This is a genomic window from Rhizomicrobium electricum (assembly GCF_011762045.1).
GTDB lineage: Bacteria > Pseudomonadota > Alphaproteobacteria > Micropepsales > Micropepsaceae > Rhizomicrobium > Rhizomicrobium electricum.
In genome coordinates, this window is sequence record NZ_JAASQS010000001.1 from 165335 (window position 1) to 182130 (window position 16796).

Here is a 16796-nt window from a genome sequence, read left to right on the forward strand (position 1 = left end):
ATAGCTCCATGCACGCGTATCTCAACAGCGCAGTATTCACGCCGCATCGAACCGATCGGCGAGCCAGTTTGAGGATATGCCATGTCAGAGTCGTTCAAAGTCGCCGTATTCGTCGGCAGCCTGCGCAAGGATTCGCTGAGCCGGAAATATGCCGCCGAATTGGCGCGCCTAGCGCCGCCATCGCTGAGTTTCACAACCGTCGAGATCGGCAACCTGCCCTATTACGATCCCGACGCGGATAACGAAACCGCACCGAAGTCCTGGCAGCATCTGCGCCGGCAGATCAAGGACGCCGACGCCGTCCTGTTCGTCACGCCGGAATACAATCGCTCGATCCCTGCGGCGCTCAAGAACGCGCTCGACGTTGCTTCGCGTCCCTATGGCCAAGGCGCTTGGAACGGAAAGCCGGGCCTCGTCGTATCGGTATCGCCGGGAGGCATGGGTGGTTATGGCGCGGCCCAGCATCTGCGCCAGATTCTGAGTGTCGTGAACGTGCCTGTCATGGCCCAGCCGGAAGCGTATATCGGCAATGCCGACAAGTTGCTCGGCTCCGATGGAACCGTGAACAACGATGCCACCCGCAAATTCCTCGAACTCGTTATGACCAAATTCGCCGCGTGGATCGCGGCCAACGGCAGCCGCTAAACGCCTCTTCTCCGTATTGCCTTCCGCGCCTCCTTATCCTGCAGGGCGGCGCGGCCTCACAATACCGCCTTGATCCTCTCCGCGTCCGCCGCGGAGGCCGGGTTGTAGACCACCATGTTGAGATTGATCGGCCTCTTCCAGACAGAAAACAGCCATTGAGGCACACCAAGAAGTGATGATGGCCGCGGTCTTGCAATCGCGGCCATTGCTTTAGGGTGACGTTTCTGAATCGGGGGAAATCACCATGGCGATATCGAAACAATTCCTGCGCGCTGCAGCGGCGTTGTGTTTTGCTTCGGCCGCTCAGGCCGCGACACCACCGGTGGAAGCGACGGAAGACGGCGCCCGGCTCGCCGTTCCCGGCACCGGATGCGTACTTGCCAATCATGTCTGGGACCGCAAGGCGACACCGCCCGGTTACAGTCAGGCTGTATTCTACGGCACCAAGGACGGCCGCGCCGTTCCCGGCTGGCGCTGGAACAATCCGGGCAAGAGCGCGATCGTCCTCGCGATGCCGGAGATCATTTGCGGCGACAAGCCATGGGATGCGCCCCTGAGCTGGCGCAAGGACTTCCCGTTCCGCGCCGGCGAGACGGCTCCCGTCGTCCGCTTCGATATCGACCTGGAAGCAACCGGCGTTCACAACATGGCGTTTTCATTCTGGGCGGTATCGAAGCTGCCGGCCGTACAGAAGACCATCAGTCTTGAAATCATGGTGTGGAACGTGGCGGCCGGCCAGCAACCGACCGGCGAGAAGATCGGCACCGTGGATGCCGCCGGTACGACCTTCGATCTCTATCTGAAGAAGGACCAGGGCATGGTCACCGGCCCCGATCCCTTCACGTGGCCGCTGGTGCAGTACGTGGCGCGCAAACCGGTGCTCAGCGGCACCCTCGACTTCGCGCCGTTCCTCGACGACCTGATGAAGCGACAGATCCTGGTCCGCGGCCATTATCTCACCAGCTTCGAGTTGGGAAACGAGGTCACCGACGGTTCCGGCAAAGCCGTCATCCGCAGCCTGGAGGTCAGCTTTCCCGGACCGCGTAAGTAGGTCTACGGCGACCGAGAATCACACCCGCGACGTGACTTGGTTACGTAAAGAACTCCTTAAGGGACCCCCGTCAGAATTTTTTCCACGGGTCTTCTTTCCGTAGCCTGACGTTTTAGGCGTCTGTTTTGACTCAGGATTTGGGAACTGACCCTGACGATAGGGGCGTGACCTACATCTGCGCGTTTACACTTTTTTAACCACCAGGTGTTGCGCAGAGGGTTAATGCCCTTATCATGTTGATTCCACACTGATTCGGCGCATGGGGCGTCGTCAGGTGGTAGCCGGGACAGTCCCGCATGGGACATAAAATAACACCGGAAACATGGGTAATGCGCGGGAGACTTCTCCTCTCGGTAGCGGCTTCGGCCGTGATGGCGACGGGTCCGGCTGCGGCTGGAGACTCGGCGTTACCCTTTGCCCTGCCCCTTGATGAAACAGGCGTCATCCTTACAGCCGTCACAGCGGGCGCGGTCGTTCTCGCCGTTGCCGCCGGCATGTGGGCGCTGGTGGAGCAGAAACACTCGATCAAACTGAAGCGGCAATTGAAGAGCGCGGGCGCGCGCCAGCGCGCGGCGGTGGGCGAACGCGATGCATTGCTCGATGTCTGCCGCGATGCCTTGATCGTTTGGGGCCGCGACAGCGAAGGTCCGATGTCGTATGGCGGCGCCGAAGCCCAACTCGATTCCTGTTTGAGGGGCACCGATGCGCCTGCCCTGTCGAAGGCGCTCGACGAGCTTTCCGCCCACGGCGTTCCCTTCTCGATGCCGGCGCGCGATGCGACGGGCCGCACGGTGACCTTGCGCGGACGCGCAGTCGGCGGCTTGGCTGCGGTATGGATCGAGCCGGCGCCGGAAGCGCAATCACTCGATTTTCGCGGCGTCTTGAATTCGCTGCCCGTGCCGGTATGGCTGCGCGACAAGACGCTGTCGCTGGTTTGGGGCAATCGCGCCTTCCTCGAAACCACCGGCGCGCCCGATCTCGAATCCGCCGCGCGTTCGCAGAACACCCTGGAAAAGACCGAACGCGATCTCGCCGCCACGGCGCGCGCCCAGGGCGAACCGATGGAAGCCAAGCGCTATGCCGTGATTGCCGGCCAGCGCCGCGCGCTTCAGATCACCGAGATTCCGACCGACAACGGCATCGTCGGCACCGCCACCGACGTCACCGACGTGGCGGCGAGCGAAGCCAAGCTGAAGCAGCATATCGACGCCCACACCGATACGCTCGATAAGCTGGCCACGGCGGTGGCGATCTTCGGGCCCGACCAGAAGCTGACATTTTACAATCGCGCCTATCTTTCGCTGTGGGGCCTGGCGGAGAAGTGGCTCAGCCGCGGTCCGACCGATGCCGAAATCCTCGACCGGCTGCGCGAGGAGCGCAAACTCCCCGAGCAGCGCGATTACCACGGCTGGAAACGCGAGCGCCTCGAGCTTTATCAGACCGCGCGCGATTATCCGTCCGAGGACCTCTGGCATATTCCGGGCGGCAAGACCTTGCGCGTCGTCGCCCAGCCGCATCCGTTCGGCGGCCTCACCTTCCTCTATGAGGACGTGACCGAGAAGCTGTCGCTCGCCTCCTCGTACAAGACGCTGATCCAGGTGCAGTCGGCCACCCTCAACACGCTGCAGGAAGGCGTGGCGGTGTTCGGGCCCGACGGCCGCCTCAAGCTGCACAACGCCGCTTTCGCCAAGCTGTGGAGCCTCACCGACAAGGATCTCGACGGCGAACCGCATGTGCGCGCCATCGCGACGGCCTGCGCCGAAAAGTGGGGCGAGCTGCCGCTGTGGGAACGCCTCATCCAGGCCATCGTCGCCGGTGCCGAAACCGACCGCCGCATGGGCGAAATCGAGCGCAACGACCGCTCCATCCTGACACTCGGCCTGTCACCGCTGCCGGACGGCGCGACGCTCGCCACCTTCTCCGATGTCACCGACCGCTATCGCATCGAGCATGTCCTGCGCGAACGCGCCGAGGCGTTCGAAGCCGCCGACCGGCTGAAATCGGAATTCATCAAACACGTTTCCTACGAGCTGCGCACGCCGATCACCACCATCGCCGGGTTCGCGCAACTGCTCGCGTCGGAAGAGTTCGGGCCGCTCAATCTGCGCCAGACCGGCTATGTGAAGGACATCATGCAGGCGTCCTCCACCCTCACGAGCCTGGTCAGCGACATTCTCGATCTCGCGATGATCGAATCCGGCGGCCTGCGCCTCGAACTCGAACGCGTCGACCTCTATCCGATGCTGAGCGAAGTGGCCTCGCACGCCCACGAATGGGGCGGCAAAGTCGGCCTTAACCTCAAGATCGACTGCAGCGAAGACGCCGGCTTTTTCCTCGCCGATGCGCGTCGCGTGCGGCAGGTCGCGTTCAACCTTCTCTCCAACGCCTTCAAGTTCACGCCCAAGGGCGGCACCATCATCCTCGGCGGCCGCATCGACGGCGAAGACGTGCAGCTCTGGGTCAAGGACGACGGCCCCGGCATGGACCCGGAAATGCGCGCCCGCGCGTTCGAAAGCTTCTCGGCGAAATCGACCGCCGGTCAGCGCGGCGGTGCGGGTCTCGGCCTCGCGCTCGTCAATCGCTTCGTCGAACTGCACGACGGCTGGGTCGAAATCGACAGCGGCAACGGCAGGAAGGGCAAGGAAGCCGTCGGCACCCTCGTCCGCTGCCACTTCCCCCGCCGCATCCACGACACTCCCCCACCGCTCTCCGAGCGCGAGCGGGAGATGGTGTGAGCCTTTCCGCTCCCGCCGGCGGAACTCCATCCGTACACGTCCTTTCTGCCCTCCGCTTCTTCTCGGGTGTACATGCACCATCGAAGGCGCACCTCCGGTAGAGAAGCAAAGGATCACGGATTATCCGACCGACACACGTATATCGCGAGACCTACAACCCTCGCGATCATGGCGAGGCGAAATCCACCGCCAACATGCTCGATTGCGCAAAACCGTTGCTTTTGACGCGTAGGCATACGCTTCAGGACATACGACAATAGAAGTCCTGGAGCCGCACCTTTTGTGGCGGACATAACGCTGGGCCGGCCCGAAAAGGTCGGCAATGGAATGATCGGAAAGCCGGATAAGAAACAAGAAGCGCGCCGCGAAGCTCGCCGTCGCCAGTTGGCGAGTGGACGATTGGTGGCCGCTGACGGCGCCACCTACATCGACTGCACCATTCTCGACACATCGGCATCGGGCGCACAAATCCGTATCGGACAAGGTCGCACGATTCCGGACAACGCCCGCTTGATCAACGTGCGCGACCGCACTGCGCACGATTTCACGGTGGTGTGGCAGCGCGATGGCCGGGCGGGCCTGCGCTTCGTGCACACCTACCCCTTGAGCAGCAACATGCCCGAACATCTCGGCTATCTGCGCAAGCACTGGCTCGACTGCGCCTGCCGGTAAATGGCGGCCGTACGATCAGCCAACAACCGACGGCTAACGCACTCGGCACATTTAGGGGTGTGGTGCAGACACCGTTGTGAGCGCGACAACGCTCCGTCACACCACGTTCTTGATCGCCACCGACATATCGCCGAGCCGTTCGGCGGAGACTTTTGTGCCTTCGGCAATCAGTTTGCGGCCGACGAGATATTCCGGCGCCATGTTCACCGCTTCCACCGCCGCCACCGCGCCGTCGCGCAAATGAAACACCGCGAACTTGCGGGCCACGGGATCGCCGCGCACGACCTGGACATCGTCCGGGCGCGTCAGTCCGGCGATCTGAAGCTTGAGATCGAACTGGTCCGACCAGAACCACGGCACTTCGTTATAGTCGCGCGGCTTGCCCGCGATTGCCGCCGCCGCGATCTTTGCCTGGTCGATGGCGTTCTGCACGCTTTCGAGCCTGAGCCAATTGCCGTCACGACCTTCATGCCAGGTGCAGTCGCCCGCCGCATACACGTTCGGATCGGAGGTGCGGGCGTTCTTGTCGACAACGATGCCGTTCTTGCATTCGATCCCAGCTTCGGCGGCAATCTCCACATTCGGCAGCACGCCAATACCCACCAGAACGACATCGGCCGGATACGACTTGCCGCCCGCACGCACCGCCGTCACCGCATCTTCGCCGTCGAACCCTTCGACGCCGGTATTGGTCACGATGGTCACGCCCGCGGCGCGATGCGCCCCTTCGAAGAAATCCGAAACGGTCTTCGAAACGGCGCGCGCCATGACGCGCTCCAAGGCTTCGAACACGGTCACTTCCAGCCCGTGCTTGGCCGCCACCGCCGCCACTTCGAGGCCGATGAAGCCGCCGCCGATCACCGCAAGCTTCCTGCCCTTGACGATCTCCGGCTGCAACGCATCGACATCGGCGATACTGCGCAGATAGTGAATGCCCTTGAGCTCGGCGCCCGCGCACTTGATCGGCCGGATGCGCGTCCCCGTCGCGATCAAAAGCTGGTCGTAAGAGAACTCGCGCCCGTCGCTTGACGTGACCGTCTTGGCGGCGCGGTCGATCGCCTTGGCGCTGGCGTTCAGGATCAGCTCGCACCCGGCTTCGGCGTAAGCATGCTCCGGCTTGAGGAACAGCCGCTCCCGCGCAAACGTGCCCATGAGATAGGCCTTCGACAGCGGCGGACGCTGATACGGCACGAACGCCTCGTCCCCCACCATGACGATGGAACCGGTGAAACCTTCGCTCCGGAGGCTGGCCACCGCCTGGGCGCCCGCCTGTCCTGCTCCAATGATAACGATCTGGCTCATGGCGGCCGGGTACCACGCCCGGCCCTGCCCCTGCAATCTTTCTGGAATTGGTCTCGTTGAGGCGCCCGCGCCGCCGGGCTAAAAGCCTTGGAAATGACCCAGGATTCGCCCTTTACCGCCCGCTTCGACCTGCCCGATCTGGCTGCCACCGCCGCCTTGGGGGCAAAGATCGCCTCCGGCTTGCAGGCCGGCGACCTGGTGGCGCTGGCGGGCGATCTCGGCGCCGGCAAGACGGCCCTGGCACGCGGCATCCTCACCGCCCTGGGTCTCTCCGGCCCGATGCCGAGCCCGACCTTTACGCTGGTTCAGGTCTACGAGGCGCCGCGTCTCGTCGTCCACCATTACGATCTTTATCGCCTCGAAGACCCGCGCGAACTCGCGGAGCTGGGTCTCGATGAGGCGCTCGAACAAGGCGCCGTTCTGGTCGAGTGGCCCGATCGCGCCGGCGGGCTTCTGCCCGAGGATGCTCTTATCGTTTCGTTGACCATGCCGGATGCTCAGTATCGCCGTGCCGAACTCACCGGACCGGCGCGCTGGGCGTCCGTTTTCCGGGGGTAATGTCCGTGTCCGATCGTTCCTTTGAAGGCTTTTTGCGCGACGCCGGCTGGGCCGACGCCGAACGTTTCCCGCTCACCGGCGATGCCTCCACCCGCCGTTACATCCGCTTGCGCCGGGGCGATCAGACCGCGCTTCTGATGGATCAGCCGCAAGGCGCCGAAGCCCCGACCGCACCCGCCAATGCCACGCCGGAAGAGCGCAAGGCGCTCGGCTACAACGCCGTCGCACGTCTCGCCGGAGCCGACTGCGGCCGCTTCGTGGCGGCCTCCAACTACCTGCACGGTCTCGGCCTCAGCGCACCGGAGATCTACGCAGCGGATGCCCCCAACGGCTATGTGCTGATGGAAGATCTCGGCGCCGATCTGTTTACGGACTCCCTGGCCAAAGGTGTTTCCGAGCGCCAGCTCTACAAAGGCGCCGCCGAGGTGCTCGCCACGATCCACGCCGAAACCGCTCCCGCCGTCCTGCCGCCCGACAAGCCGCTCCACGCCTACGACGAAACGGCGCTGATGGCGGAGGTGGATCTGCTTACCGAGTGGTTCTTCCCAGTCGGCCTCGGCCGTACCGCAACGGCAGACGAAGTCTCCGAATTCCACGGCTTATGGCGGGAAGCCCTGGCGCCGGTGCTCCACACCCGCCCCGTGTTCGTGCACCGCGACTACCATGCCCAGAACCTGATGTGGATGCCGGGCCGAACGGGCGCCGCACGGGTGGGCCTGATCGATTTCCAGGACGGCGTCGCCGGTTCGCCCGCCTACGACATGATCTCGCTGGTAGAGGACGCCCGCCGCGACGTTTCCCCCGAGACCGGGCGGCTCACCCTGTCGCATTACCTTAACAAAATGCGGGACCAAGGCACCCCGGTCTACGAAGCGGCGTTCGCACTGGAGATGGCCCTCTATGCCGCCCAGCGCAACACCAAGATCGTCGGCATCTTTGCGCGCCTGTTCCGTCGCGACGGCAAGGCCCGCTATCTCGACCTTCTGCCCAGAGTATGGTCGTATCTGAATAATGATCTTGCGCATCCGGCCTTGTCGGGGCTCAAATCATGGTATGATCGGGTCATACCGTTCGCGGCGCGTGGCGTCCCGAACATAGGGAGCAAGAGATGAGTTTACCGACGCGTGCGATGATCATGGCTGCGGGACTAGGCACCCGCATGCGGCCGTTGACCGACACGCGCCCGAAACCGCTGGTCGAAGTCGCCGGCAAGGCGCTGATCGATCACGCCATCGACCGGCTGGTTGCGGCCGGCGTCAACACCTTCGTCGTCAACCTGCACTACAAGGCCGAGATGATCAAAGAGCACCTTGCCCACCGCAAGGATGTCGAGATCATCTATTCCGACGAGAGCGACGGCCTGTTGGGCACCGGCGGCGGCGTCGCCAGGGCGTTGCACTATTTCGGCGACGAGCCGTTCTTCATCCACAACTCGGATACCATCTGGGTCGAAGGGTACGGTTCGGCGCTTGAACAGATGAAGAAGCGCTGGGACCCGGAGACCATGGATGCGCTGCTTCTGGTCGTGCCACTGATCCATTCCAAGGGCTATGAAGGCGTCGGCGACTTCCTGATGGATTCCATGGGCCATCTGAGCCGCGTTCCGCCCGGCCGCGTGTCGCCCTTCGCCTTCCCCGGCGTGCAGATCGTCCATCCGCGCCTGTTCGACAATCCGCCCGAGGGCGGGTTCTCCACCAACGTGATGTGGGATCGCGCCATCGAAAAAGAGCGCCTGTTCGGCATCCGGCTCGAAGGCATCTGGATTCATGTCGGTACCCCGCAGGCCGTGGCCGACGCCGAAGAATACCTGAGAGAACTTGCTCCTGCCGCCTAAGAAGCGCATGCCTGACGAGGGCGAAGCGGTTTTCGGACAATGAAGCGCGACACGACTTTAATCCCGCGCGGCCGCGCCAAGGTCTTCACCATCCCGGCGAGTGTGCCGTTCTCCGCCGCTCTGGCGCGAGGACTGCTACAGCGCATCGGCACGGACGCCGTGGCGCTTGCCGACGTCACCATCTACCTGCCGACGCGGCGCGCCGCCCGCAGCATCGCCGAGATATTCGCCCGCGAAGCCGGCGGCGCCGTCCTGCTGCCCGAATTCCGTCCGCTCGGCGATGTCGACGAGGACGAACTGCTGCTGGACACCGGCGCCGAAGCGCTGGACCTGCCGCCCGCCATCGCGCCGCTCAGGCGACGCCTCTTGCTTGCCGCCCTGATCCGGCGCTGGAGCCACGCGCGCGACGGGGGCACCATGACCTTCGGCCAAGCGGCAACGCTATCGCGCAGTCTGGCGTCGGTGATGGACGAAGTGGAGCGGCAAGGCGCCAACTTAAGCAAACTCGACGACCTCGCCCCGGCGTCGCTGGCCGAGCATTGGGCCGAAGTGAAGGAGTTTCTCTCGCTTATCGACAAGGCGTGGCCGCCGCTGCTCGACGCGGAAAAAAGGATCAATCCGGAAGACCATCGCAATCGCGCATTGCGTGCGCTGGCCAAGCGTCTCGCAGCAAACCCGCCGGAACGGCCGATCGTGGCCGCAGGCTCTACCGGCTCCATTCCGGCTACCGCCGACCTTCTCAGCATTATCGCGCGCCTGCCCAACGGATACGTGGTGCTACCAGGGCTCGACCGGGACCTCGACGCCGACAGTTGGGAGCGGATGGAACCGAACCATCCGCAGTTCTCGCTGAAGCAACTCCTGACGCACATGGACGTGCGCCGCGACGAGGTCGAGGACTGGACCGACGTGCTCACCGCCGCCGAACGCGAACGGCTGTTGCGCGAAGTGTTGCGTCCGGCACCGACCACCGACGCCTGGCGGGCACTGGCCGAAAGCCTAGATCCGCCTGCGGTCGACGGGCTGTCGCTGTTCGAGGCCGCCGATCCGGCGGAAGAAGCGGCGATCATCGCCCTGATGCTGCGCGAAGCCTTGGAGACGCCGGAGCGGCGCGCGGCGCTTGTCACCCGTGACCGTGGCCTAGCGCGGCGCGTGACGGCGGAACTGTCGCGTTGGGATATCGCCATTGACGACTCCGCGGGCCGTTCCCTGCCCCGCACACCGGCCGGTTCGTTCCTGTGCCTGCTGGCCGAAGCGGCCGACGAAGGCTTCGCGCCGGTTCCGCTGCTGGCTCTGTTGAAGCATCCGCTGGCGACGCTCGGCATGGAGGCGGCCGAATTCCGCCGGATGGCGCGTGCGCTCGATATCGCTTTGCGTGGCCCTCGCCCCGATGCGGGTCTTTCCGGTATCTTGAAGGCGCTGCGCGAAGCCCCGGCCGCGTTGCAGCACTGGTTCGCCAAGGTTGTCGAGACACTACAGCCGTTCGAAACGGCTTTGTCCGGCGCAGAAACACCGCTCAATGCGATCCTGAAGGCGCACATCGAGGCGGCGGACACGCTGGCGCCGACATTGTGGGCCGGTTCCGACGGCGCCGCCGCCAACGACTTCGTCCGCGATCTGGCGGATGCGGCGGGCGATCTGCCCGATATCGAAACGGGCTCCTACGCGCCGCTGTGGCGCGAGATGATGAACGAAGTGCCGGTGCGGCCGAGTTACGGCAAGCATCCGCGGCTGGCCATCCTGGGACCACTGGAAGCGCGGCTGCAAAGCTTCGATCTCGTGATCCTGGGCGGCTTGAACGAAGGCTCGTGGCCGGCGGCGGCAGCCGACGATCCCTGGTTCTCGCGACCGATGCGCGCCACGCTCGGTCTCGAACAGCCGGAACGCGCCATCGGCTTATCGGCGCATGACTTCGCCTCGCTGGCGGCCGCGCCGCGCGTGGTGCTGACGCGGGCACAGAAATCCGAAGGCACGCCGATGGTGGCGTCGCGCTGGATCCAGCGCCTGCAGCAACTGACGCGCGGCCTCGGCATCACCGACAAACTGGCGCTCGATCCCAAATACAGCGCGATTGCCGCGCGCCTTGCCGATCCCGGCGCCCCGCAGCCGGAACGGCCGCCTTATCCCAAACCGCCGGTCGCGGTACGCCCGCGCGAGATGTCGGTCACCGATGTCGAACGCTGGGTGCGCGATCCCTATACGATCTACGCCAAGAAAATCCTGCGCCTTCGCCCGCTCGATCCGCAGGACGCCGATATCGGTTATCTCGAACGCGGTTCGGCGTTCCATGCCGTGCTCGAACGCTTCGTACGCCGTCATGCCCAGACGCCTTCCGATGCGGCGGACAAAATCGCCGGGATTGTCGACGAGGTGTTCGACGAAATGGCGCTGCCGCGCGCGATCACGGCGGTGTGGCGGCCACGCTTCCTGCGCGCGGCGCAATGGTTCGTCGATCTCGAAACCGAGCGGCGGCCGCTGATCGCCGAGAGCTTCCTCGAAGTCCGCGGCGCGCTCGATTTTCCGGCAGGTGGAGGAACGTTCAAGCTTCACGGCATTGCCGACCGCATCGACCGGTTGAAAGCGGGGGGGGCGGCGATCATCGATTACAAGACCGGCACGCCGCCGAGCGGCGACCAGGTGAAGGTGCTGCTGTCGCCGCAATTGCCGCTCGAAGGCGCGATCCTGACAGCGGGCGGCTTTGCGGGGGTGCCCGCGATGGCGCCCTCCGAATTCGCCTACATCCAGATCAGCGGCGCCGCCGATCCCGGCAAAGTGAAAGCCGTCAAAGCCGATGCGGTGGAACTGACCACTGCCGCGCTCGACCGGCTGAAAGGCCGCGTGGCCCTGTTCGACCTCGCCGACACCGGATACGAATCCCGCGTGGCGCCGGTGCATGTCGACACCGAAGGCGATTTCGACCATCTGGCGCGGGTGCGCGAATGGTCGATGAGCGGATGGAGCGGGGAATGAACGCATCCGATCCGCGCGTCTCCGCTTGGGTTGCCGCCAATGCCGGTGCCGGCAAGACCTATACGCTCGCCAATCGCGTGACCCGCCTGTTGCTCGCGGGCGCGCCGCCGGAACGCATTCTGTGCCTCACCTATACCAAGGCGGCCGCGGCCGAAATGGCGGGACGCCTGTTCACGCAACTCGGCGAATGGTCGATGCTGTCGGACTCCGCGCTCGCCGAGAAGATCACCAAGGTCGGTGCCGATCCCGGCGGCAAAGAACAGTTGAAGGAAGCGCGGCGGCTGTTCGCCAAGGCGCTCGAAACGCCGGGCGGATTGAAGATCCAGACCCTCCACGCCTTCTGCCAATACGTGCTCAAGCGCTTTCCGCTCGAAGCGGGCGTGCCCGCGGCGTTCGATGTGCTCGACGACCGCTCGGCCGCGGATCTGATGGCGGCGGCGCGCGCCCGCGTGTTCGAACGGGCCGGAACCGGCGACGACGAGCTTGAGGCTGCTATCGCCCATCTCGTCACCCATGTCAGCGACAACAAACTCGACCAGCTTTTGCGCTGTGCGCTCGGCGCCGACCGCGGCAGGCTCGATGCGTTTTTTGCCAAAGCGGGAGACGACGATTGGGGGAGCCTGCTCAAGGCCGCGCATGGCGCCGGGCCTGACGACTCCCTAGATATGATCACCGGTGACTTCTGCAAGGCTCTTAAGGCCGAAGAAGAAACCCTGAAGGCGGCGATTGCCTGGCTCGCCACCGGCACCAAGGGCGATCAGGATCGCAGTGCGGCACTGGCGGCGGCGAAGGAACTGCGCGCCCTGGAGCAGTTCGACGGGCTCTGCGGCGTGCTGCTGACGGCCGAAGGCGCGCTGCGCAAAGTGCTGGCGACCAAGAAACTGCTGGATGCGCGTCCCGAGCTTGGCGAGTGGCTGGCGGAAATAGGCGAGCGGGCGATTGCAGCCAAGGCGCGGATCAACGCGGTGAAGGCGGCCAATCTGGCCCAAGCGGCGCTGACGGTGATCCACGCGGTGCGCGACGTCTATGCCGCCGAGAAGCGCGCCCGCAACCGGCTCGACTACGACGATCTGATCGTGCGGACGCATGGCCTCTTGCACGCGCACGGCTCGGCTTGGGTGCTGTACAAGCTCGACAACGGCATCGACCATGTGCTGATCGACGAGGCGCAAGATACGTCCGGTCTGCAATGGGACATCGTGCAGAAACTGACCGAGGAGTTCTTCGCCGGCGAAGGCGCCGAACGCGGCGAGCGCACGCTGTTTGCGGTGGGCGACGAGAAGCAGTCGATCTTCAGCTTCCAAGGTGCCGATCCGAAACAGTTCGAGGTGCGCCGGCAGTTCTTTGCCAAGCGCGCCGAAGACGGCAAACGCGAATTCCTGTATCAGCCGTTACAGGATTCCTGGCGCTCGGCGCCTGAGGTGCTGAAGTTCGTCGACGCCACCTTTGCCAGCGATGAGGCCCGCGATGGGCTGACGTCTTCGGGCGCTCCCGTCATACACAATGCGCTCAAAACCGATCTCAAGGGCTGCGTCGAGTTCTGGCCACCGGTGACGCCGGACGATGCCCCGGCGCGCGATCCTTGGGACCTTCGTCCCGTCGATATGCCGCGCGAAACCAGTCCCGTAGCGCGTTTGGCCGAGCAAATCGCCGACCGCATCAAAGGCTGGCTGACGACGCACGCCGCCCTGCCCGGCCATACCGACGCGATCACGCCGGGCGATATCATGATCCTGTTGCCGCGGCGCGAGCCGTTCGGCAGCGAGATCATCCGGCGGCTGAAGGAGCGCGGCGTACCGGTCGCAGGTGCCGACCGCATCGTGCTGACCGAGCAGATTGCGGTGATGGATCTGATCGCGCTTGGGCGCTTTGCCGTACTGCCCGAAGACGATCTCAATCTCGCCTGCCTGCTGAGGTCGCCACTTATCGGCCTCAGCGAGGAGCAACTGTACGAACTGGCGCAGCCGCGCAAAGGCACGTTGTGGGACGAACTCGCAAGCCGAAGCGGCGACTTCGGCGGGGCTCACGCCTTGCTGAGCGATGCGCGGGCGCGTGCGGACTTCATGCCGCCGTTCGAGTACTTCGCTCATACCCTGATCGCCGGACGCAGGAAGCTCTTGAAGCGGCTCGGCACGGAAGCCAACGACGTCATCGACGAGTTCCTGGCGCTGGCGCTGCAATACGAGAACCAATACACGCCGTCGCTCGAAGGGTTCCTCACCTGGGTCGCGCGCGGCGGCGCCCAAGTCAAACGCGACATGGAACGCGGGCGCAATGAAGTGCGCGTGATGACGGTCCACGGCGCCAAAGGCCTTGAGGCCGACATCGTCATCCTGCCCGACACCACGCGCCTGCCCAACGACGCCACCGCCAACGGCCAGATGCTGTATACCGGCGATGCCGTGCTGTTCCCAGTGGCGAAAGACATCGCGCCGGATGCGGTCAAGGCCGCCAAGGACGCCGCCAACGAAGCGGTGCTGAAGGAATATCGCCGCCTTTTGTATGTTGCACTGACAAGAGCCAAGGAACGGCTCGTGATCTGCGGCTTCGAAAACAAGAAAGGCACCAAGCCGGGAAGCTGGCACACACTGGCCGAACGCGCCGCCGAGGCGCTGGGGATCGCGCGCGAAGACGGCTCACGCGTGTTCGGCGAGGCCGCGCTTTGCCGCGTCGATGCCAAAGCGGTGACGGCGGTACCCGACACCGAGCTGCCGCTGTGGGCGACCACACCGGCAAAGGCCGAGCACCCGGCGCCGTGGCTGATCCGCCCCTCGGACGCGGCAGGCATGGACGAACCGGCCAAACGCTCGCCCCTGATCGGGGAAACGCCCAAACGGCGCGGACTTCTGGTGCACGCCATGCTGGCGCGCCTGCCCGATATCGCGGAAGGCGAACGGGCCGCCGTGGCCAAACGCTTTCTTGCCGCGCGCGAGGTCGATGCGGCGGAAGCCGAGCGGCTGATCGCGCAAACCCTCGCCGTAATCGGCGATGCCGCGTTCGCCAAAGCGTTCGCACCGGGGAGCCGCGCCGAAGTCTCGCTGGTCGCCGACCTGCCCGAGATCGGACCTGCGGCGCGCGTTCACGGCCGCGTCGACCGCCTCGCGGTGACGGACGACGAAGTTCTCATCGTCGACTTCAAGACCGGCATGCGCGTGTCCGAAGTTCCGCGGCTCTACGCAACCCAGATGGCGCTCTATCGTGCCGCGGCGGCAAGAATATTCCCAGGCCGACGAATCGCCTGTGCCCTTGTCTGGACGGAAGGCCCCGTTCTTGTGCCGCTTTCGGACGAACTTCTGGAAGCGGAAACAAGGCGTATCCGTTCTCGCCTTGACCCCGCGGGGGGGCAAACCTAGATATAGCGGGTTCTCTTCGAGGAATTGCGTATGTCTTCGCCGATCAAAGTTACCGATGCGTCGTTCCAGTCCGATGTGCTCAGCGCCGCCAAGCCGGTTCTGGTGGACTTCTGGGCGGAATGGTGCGGACCTTGCCGCATGATCGCGCCGGCCCTGGACGAGCTGTCGGCGGAACTCGGCGACAAAGTTACCTTCGCCAAGATCAACATCGACGAGAACCCCACCACGCCGCAGAAATACGGCGTGCGCGGCATTCCGACCATGATGATCTTCTCGCAGGGTCAAGTTGCCGCCACGAAAGTCGGCGCCCTGCCCAAGTCGAAGATCAAGGAATGGATCGAAAGCTCGATCTAGTCTCCGACCGACTGTGATGCGTTGGCGCGCGCGTCGACCGGTGTTTCCGGCTGGCGCGCGGCAGACGGGCTTGGCCCGAAGCGGTTCGTACCGGGCTCGCCCCGGCGCACATACAGCTCGATGAACGCCCACAGCGCGATCATGCCCAGCACCATCGTGACGATCAGCAGCCAGGCGGGAAGCGCCGGCGGTGCGCTGGTCGATCCGGTAATCATGCCGAGGCGGTAGAGCGCGAGATATTCGGCGACGTAGGGCGCGAGCCACATCAGGACCAGCCAGCCGGCGCCTTTGCCGCGATCGTGCAGGCGCTTGACGGTGATCGACAGCCCGACCCACAGCATCACCAAATCGAGCGCCGTCGCCGCGAACGCAAACAGCGGCGCGCTCGCGGCCGGCCAATACACGACGAACGAGGCGGCGCGGCCGAGCACGGTCGCGTTGTCCGCTTCCGGAAACACCACGCCCTCGGCCAGCGGCACGAACACCGAGATCAGCCCGTAGAGCCACATCCCGAGACGGCCGATGCGTCCGTGCGGACTGAACAAGAACCGGATCGCACCCATACCTCCGCCTCCTCGCGGCGCCGCGAGGATCGCGCAAGAACAAGCCGCCAGCAATGCCGCCGGCGACTTGTCCGCAGCGAAATTCCGCGCACGGATCGCGCGAGCGATCCGCGTCTTGGTGGGCCGTTGCGCCTATTCGGGCTTCGGCACGCAGCCCTTTGCCGGCTTCTCCGGATCGCACCAGTTCGGCTCGAGCGGATCGGCGCCGTACTTGTTCGCGCCCTTGGTGCCCTTGAGGCAGAACAGGTCGATGAACACCCACAGCCCGATCAGGACCGACACCCAATGCGCAATCAAGCTCGGCAGGCTGCCGTGCTTCATCGCCGCCATGCCGGCCATCATGCAGGGCGCCGCCGTGACGTAGCAGGCGTATCCCATCAGCACCAACGGCAGACCGAGATAAAGAACGAGCCACCACGCGCTGCGGCCGCGGTCGTGCAGGCGCTTGGAATAGACCGCCAGCTTCGACCACAGGTAGGCGACGTAGATCAGTCCGACGGCGATCATCGCCACCAGCGTAACTGTGCCCTTGCAGGCCGGCTTCGGGACCTTGCTCCAATCGACGACCGCTTGGCCGTGCTGCGCCTTGAGCGCGGCGATTGTCGCCGACCAATCCAGTCCAAGGCACGCGATCACGATCGCAACAATGGCCGCGATGATGGCGAAAAGCACCCAGAGCCAGATCTTGGCCCGGTTGATACGACCCGAAAACCCGAACAGGTAATGTCGTGCACTCATGAAGTCCCCCATTGCCCACTT

The 16796-nt window shown here is 64.7% G+C and carries 13 protein-coding genes; 10 read left to right on the forward strand and 3 right to left on the reverse strand.

Translation table 11 applies throughout. The features are described from left to right. The first annotated feature begins 81 nt into the window (after positions 1 to 81). From FHS84_RS00820 to FHS84_RS00835, 4 genes are all read left to right on the forward strand, one after another. Positions 82 to 645, forward strand: coding sequence for an NADPH-dependent FMN reductase (locus tag FHS84_RS00820; RefSeq protein ID WP_166929296.1), 564 nt, complete (start codon positions 82 to 84; stop codon positions 643 to 645). 244 nt (positions 646 to 889) lie between these two features. Further along, positions 890 to 1696 (forward strand): GH12 family glycosyl hydrolase domain-containing protein, encoded by an 807-nt coding sequence (locus FHS84_RS00825; protein ID WP_166929298.1) that lies wholly within the window; start codon positions 890 to 892, stop codon positions 1694 to 1696. A gap of 329 nt (positions 1697 to 2025) precedes the next feature. Further along, positions 2026 to 4431 carry a PAS-domain containing protein gene (locus FHS84_RS00830; protein WP_166929300.1) on the forward strand — a complete coding sequence of 802 codons (2406 nt, stop codon included), beginning with the start codon at positions 2026 to 2028 and terminating at the stop codon, positions 4429 to 4431. Between the two features lie 327 nt (positions 4432 to 4758). Then, complete coding sequence (locus FHS84_RS00835; RefSeq protein ID WP_166929302.1) at positions 4759 to 5103, forward strand: PilZ domain-containing protein; 345 nt, start codon at positions 4759 to 4761, stop codon at positions 5101 to 5103. Positions 5104 to 5199: 96 nt separating this feature from the next. On the opposite strand, the gene FHS84_RS00840 is transcribed toward FHS84_RS00835, so the two are convergent. Beyond that, the gene (locus FHS84_RS00840; RefSeq protein ID WP_166929304.1) at positions 5200 to 6405 is read right to left on the reverse strand and encodes an NAD(P)/FAD-dependent oxidoreductase; all 1206 of its coding nucleotides are present in this window, start codon (positions 6403 to 6405) and stop codon (positions 5200 to 5202) included. Positions 6406 to 6498: 93 nt separating this feature from the next. Here FHS84_RS00840 and tsaE point away from each other — a divergent pair, with 93 nt between their 5' ends. The 6 genes from tsaE to trxA are packed head-to-tail and all read left to right on the forward strand — an operon-like array spanning position 6499 to position 15474. Next, entirely contained in the window at positions 6499 to 6963 is a 465-nt protein-coding gene (gene tsaE / locus FHS84_RS00845; RefSeq protein ID WP_166929313.1) for a tRNA (adenosine(37)-N6)-threonylcarbamoyltransferase complex ATPase subunit type 1 TsaE, read from the forward strand. A 5-nt stretch (positions 6964 to 6968) separates the two neighbouring features. Continuing rightward, positions 6969 to 8075: a phosphotransferase gene (locus tag FHS84_RS00850; protein ID WP_166929315.1), complete on the forward strand. Its 1107-nt coding sequence runs from the start codon at positions 6969 to 6971 to the stop codon at positions 8073 to 8075. After that, entirely contained in the window at positions 8072 to 8797 is a 726-nt protein-coding gene (locus tag FHS84_RS00855) for a nucleotidyltransferase family protein (RefSeq protein ID WP_208393604.1), read from the forward strand. Before FHS84_RS00850 ends, FHS84_RS00855 begins: the two co-directional genes overlap by 4 nt. 39 nt (positions 8798 to 8836) lie before the next feature. Next, positions 8837 to 11767: a double-strand break repair protein AddB gene (addB, locus tag FHS84_RS00860; RefSeq protein WP_166929317.1), complete on the forward strand. Its 2931-nt coding sequence runs from the start codon at positions 8837 to 8839 to the stop codon at positions 11765 to 11767. Beyond that, entirely contained in the window at positions 11764 to 15120 is a 3357-nt protein-coding gene (gene addA, locus FHS84_RS00865) for a double-strand break repair helicase AddA (RefSeq protein WP_166929319.1), read from the forward strand. Before addB ends, addA begins: the two co-directional genes overlap by 4 nt. A gap of 30 nt (positions 15121 to 15150) precedes the next feature. After that, the gene (gene trxA / locus FHS84_RS00870) at positions 15151 to 15474 is read left to right on the forward strand and encodes a thioredoxin TrxA (RefSeq protein ID WP_166929321.1); all 324 of its coding nucleotides are present in this window, start codon (positions 15151 to 15153) and stop codon (positions 15472 to 15474) included. Here the strand turns inward: trxA and FHS84_RS00875 are convergent. Continuing rightward, positions 15471 to 16037 carry a DUF805 domain-containing protein gene (locus FHS84_RS00875; protein WP_166929323.1) on the reverse strand — a complete coding sequence of 189 codons (567 nt, stop codon included), beginning with the start codon at positions 16035 to 16037 and terminating at the stop codon, positions 15471 to 15473. The two genes, trxA and FHS84_RS00875, sit on opposite strands and share 4 nt — an antisense overlap. 132 nt (positions 16038 to 16169) lie before the next feature. Next, positions 16170 to 16775 (reverse strand): DUF805 domain-containing protein, encoded by a 606-nt coding sequence (locus FHS84_RS00880; protein WP_166929325.1) that lies wholly within the window; start codon positions 16773 to 16775, stop codon positions 16170 to 16172. Between the last annotated feature and the right edge of the window lie 21 nt (positions 16776 to 16796).

What these genes read in the sequence shown, in the direction of transcription:
- FHS84_RS00820 (WP_166929296.1), top strand. Translation starts at nt 82, where the DNA reads ATGTCAGAGTCGTTCAAAGTCGCCGTATTCGTCGGCAGCCTGCGCAAG.
- FHS84_RS00825 (WP_166929298.1), top strand. Translation starts at nt 890, where the DNA reads ATGGCGATATCGAAACAATTCCTGCGCGCTGCAGCGGCGTTGTGTTTT.
- FHS84_RS00830 (WP_166929300.1), top strand. Translation starts at nt 2,026, where the DNA reads ATGCGCGGGAGACTTCTCCTCTCGGTAGCGGCTTCGGCCGTGATGGCG.
- FHS84_RS00835 (WP_166929302.1), top strand. Translation starts at nt 4,759, where the DNA reads ATGATCGGAAAGCCGGATAAGAAACAAGAAGCGCGCCGCGAAGCTCGC.
- FHS84_RS00840 (WP_166929304.1), bottom strand. Translation starts at nt 6,405, where the DNA reads ATGAGCCAGATCGTTATCATTGGAGCAGGACAGGCGGGCGCCCAGGCG.
- tsaE (WP_166929313.1), top strand. Translation starts at nt 6,499, where the DNA reads ATGACCCAGGATTCGCCCTTTACCGCCCGCTTCGACCTGCCCGATCTG.
- FHS84_RS00855 (WP_208393604.1), top strand. Translation starts at nt 8,072, where the DNA reads ATGAGTTTACCGACGCGTGCGATGATCATGGCTGCGGGACTAGGCACC.
- addB (WP_166929317.1), top strand. Translation starts at nt 8,837, where the DNA reads ATGAAGCGCGACACGACTTTAATCCCGCGCGGCCGCGCCAAGGTCTTC.
- addA (WP_166929319.1), top strand. Translation starts at nt 11,764, where the DNA reads ATGAACGCATCCGATCCGCGCGTCTCCGCTTGGGTTGCCGCCAATGCC.
- trxA (WP_166929321.1), top strand. Translation starts at nt 15,151, where the DNA reads ATGTCTTCGCCGATCAAAGTTACCGATGCGTCGTTCCAGTCCGATGTG.
- FHS84_RS00875 (WP_166929323.1), bottom strand. Translation starts at nt 16,037, where the DNA reads ATGGGTGCGATCCGGTTCTTGTTCAGTCCGCACGGACGCATCGGCCGT.
- FHS84_RS00880 (WP_166929325.1), bottom strand. Translation starts at nt 16,775, where the DNA reads ATGAGTGCACGACATTACCTGTTCGGGTTTTCGGGTCGTATCAACCGG.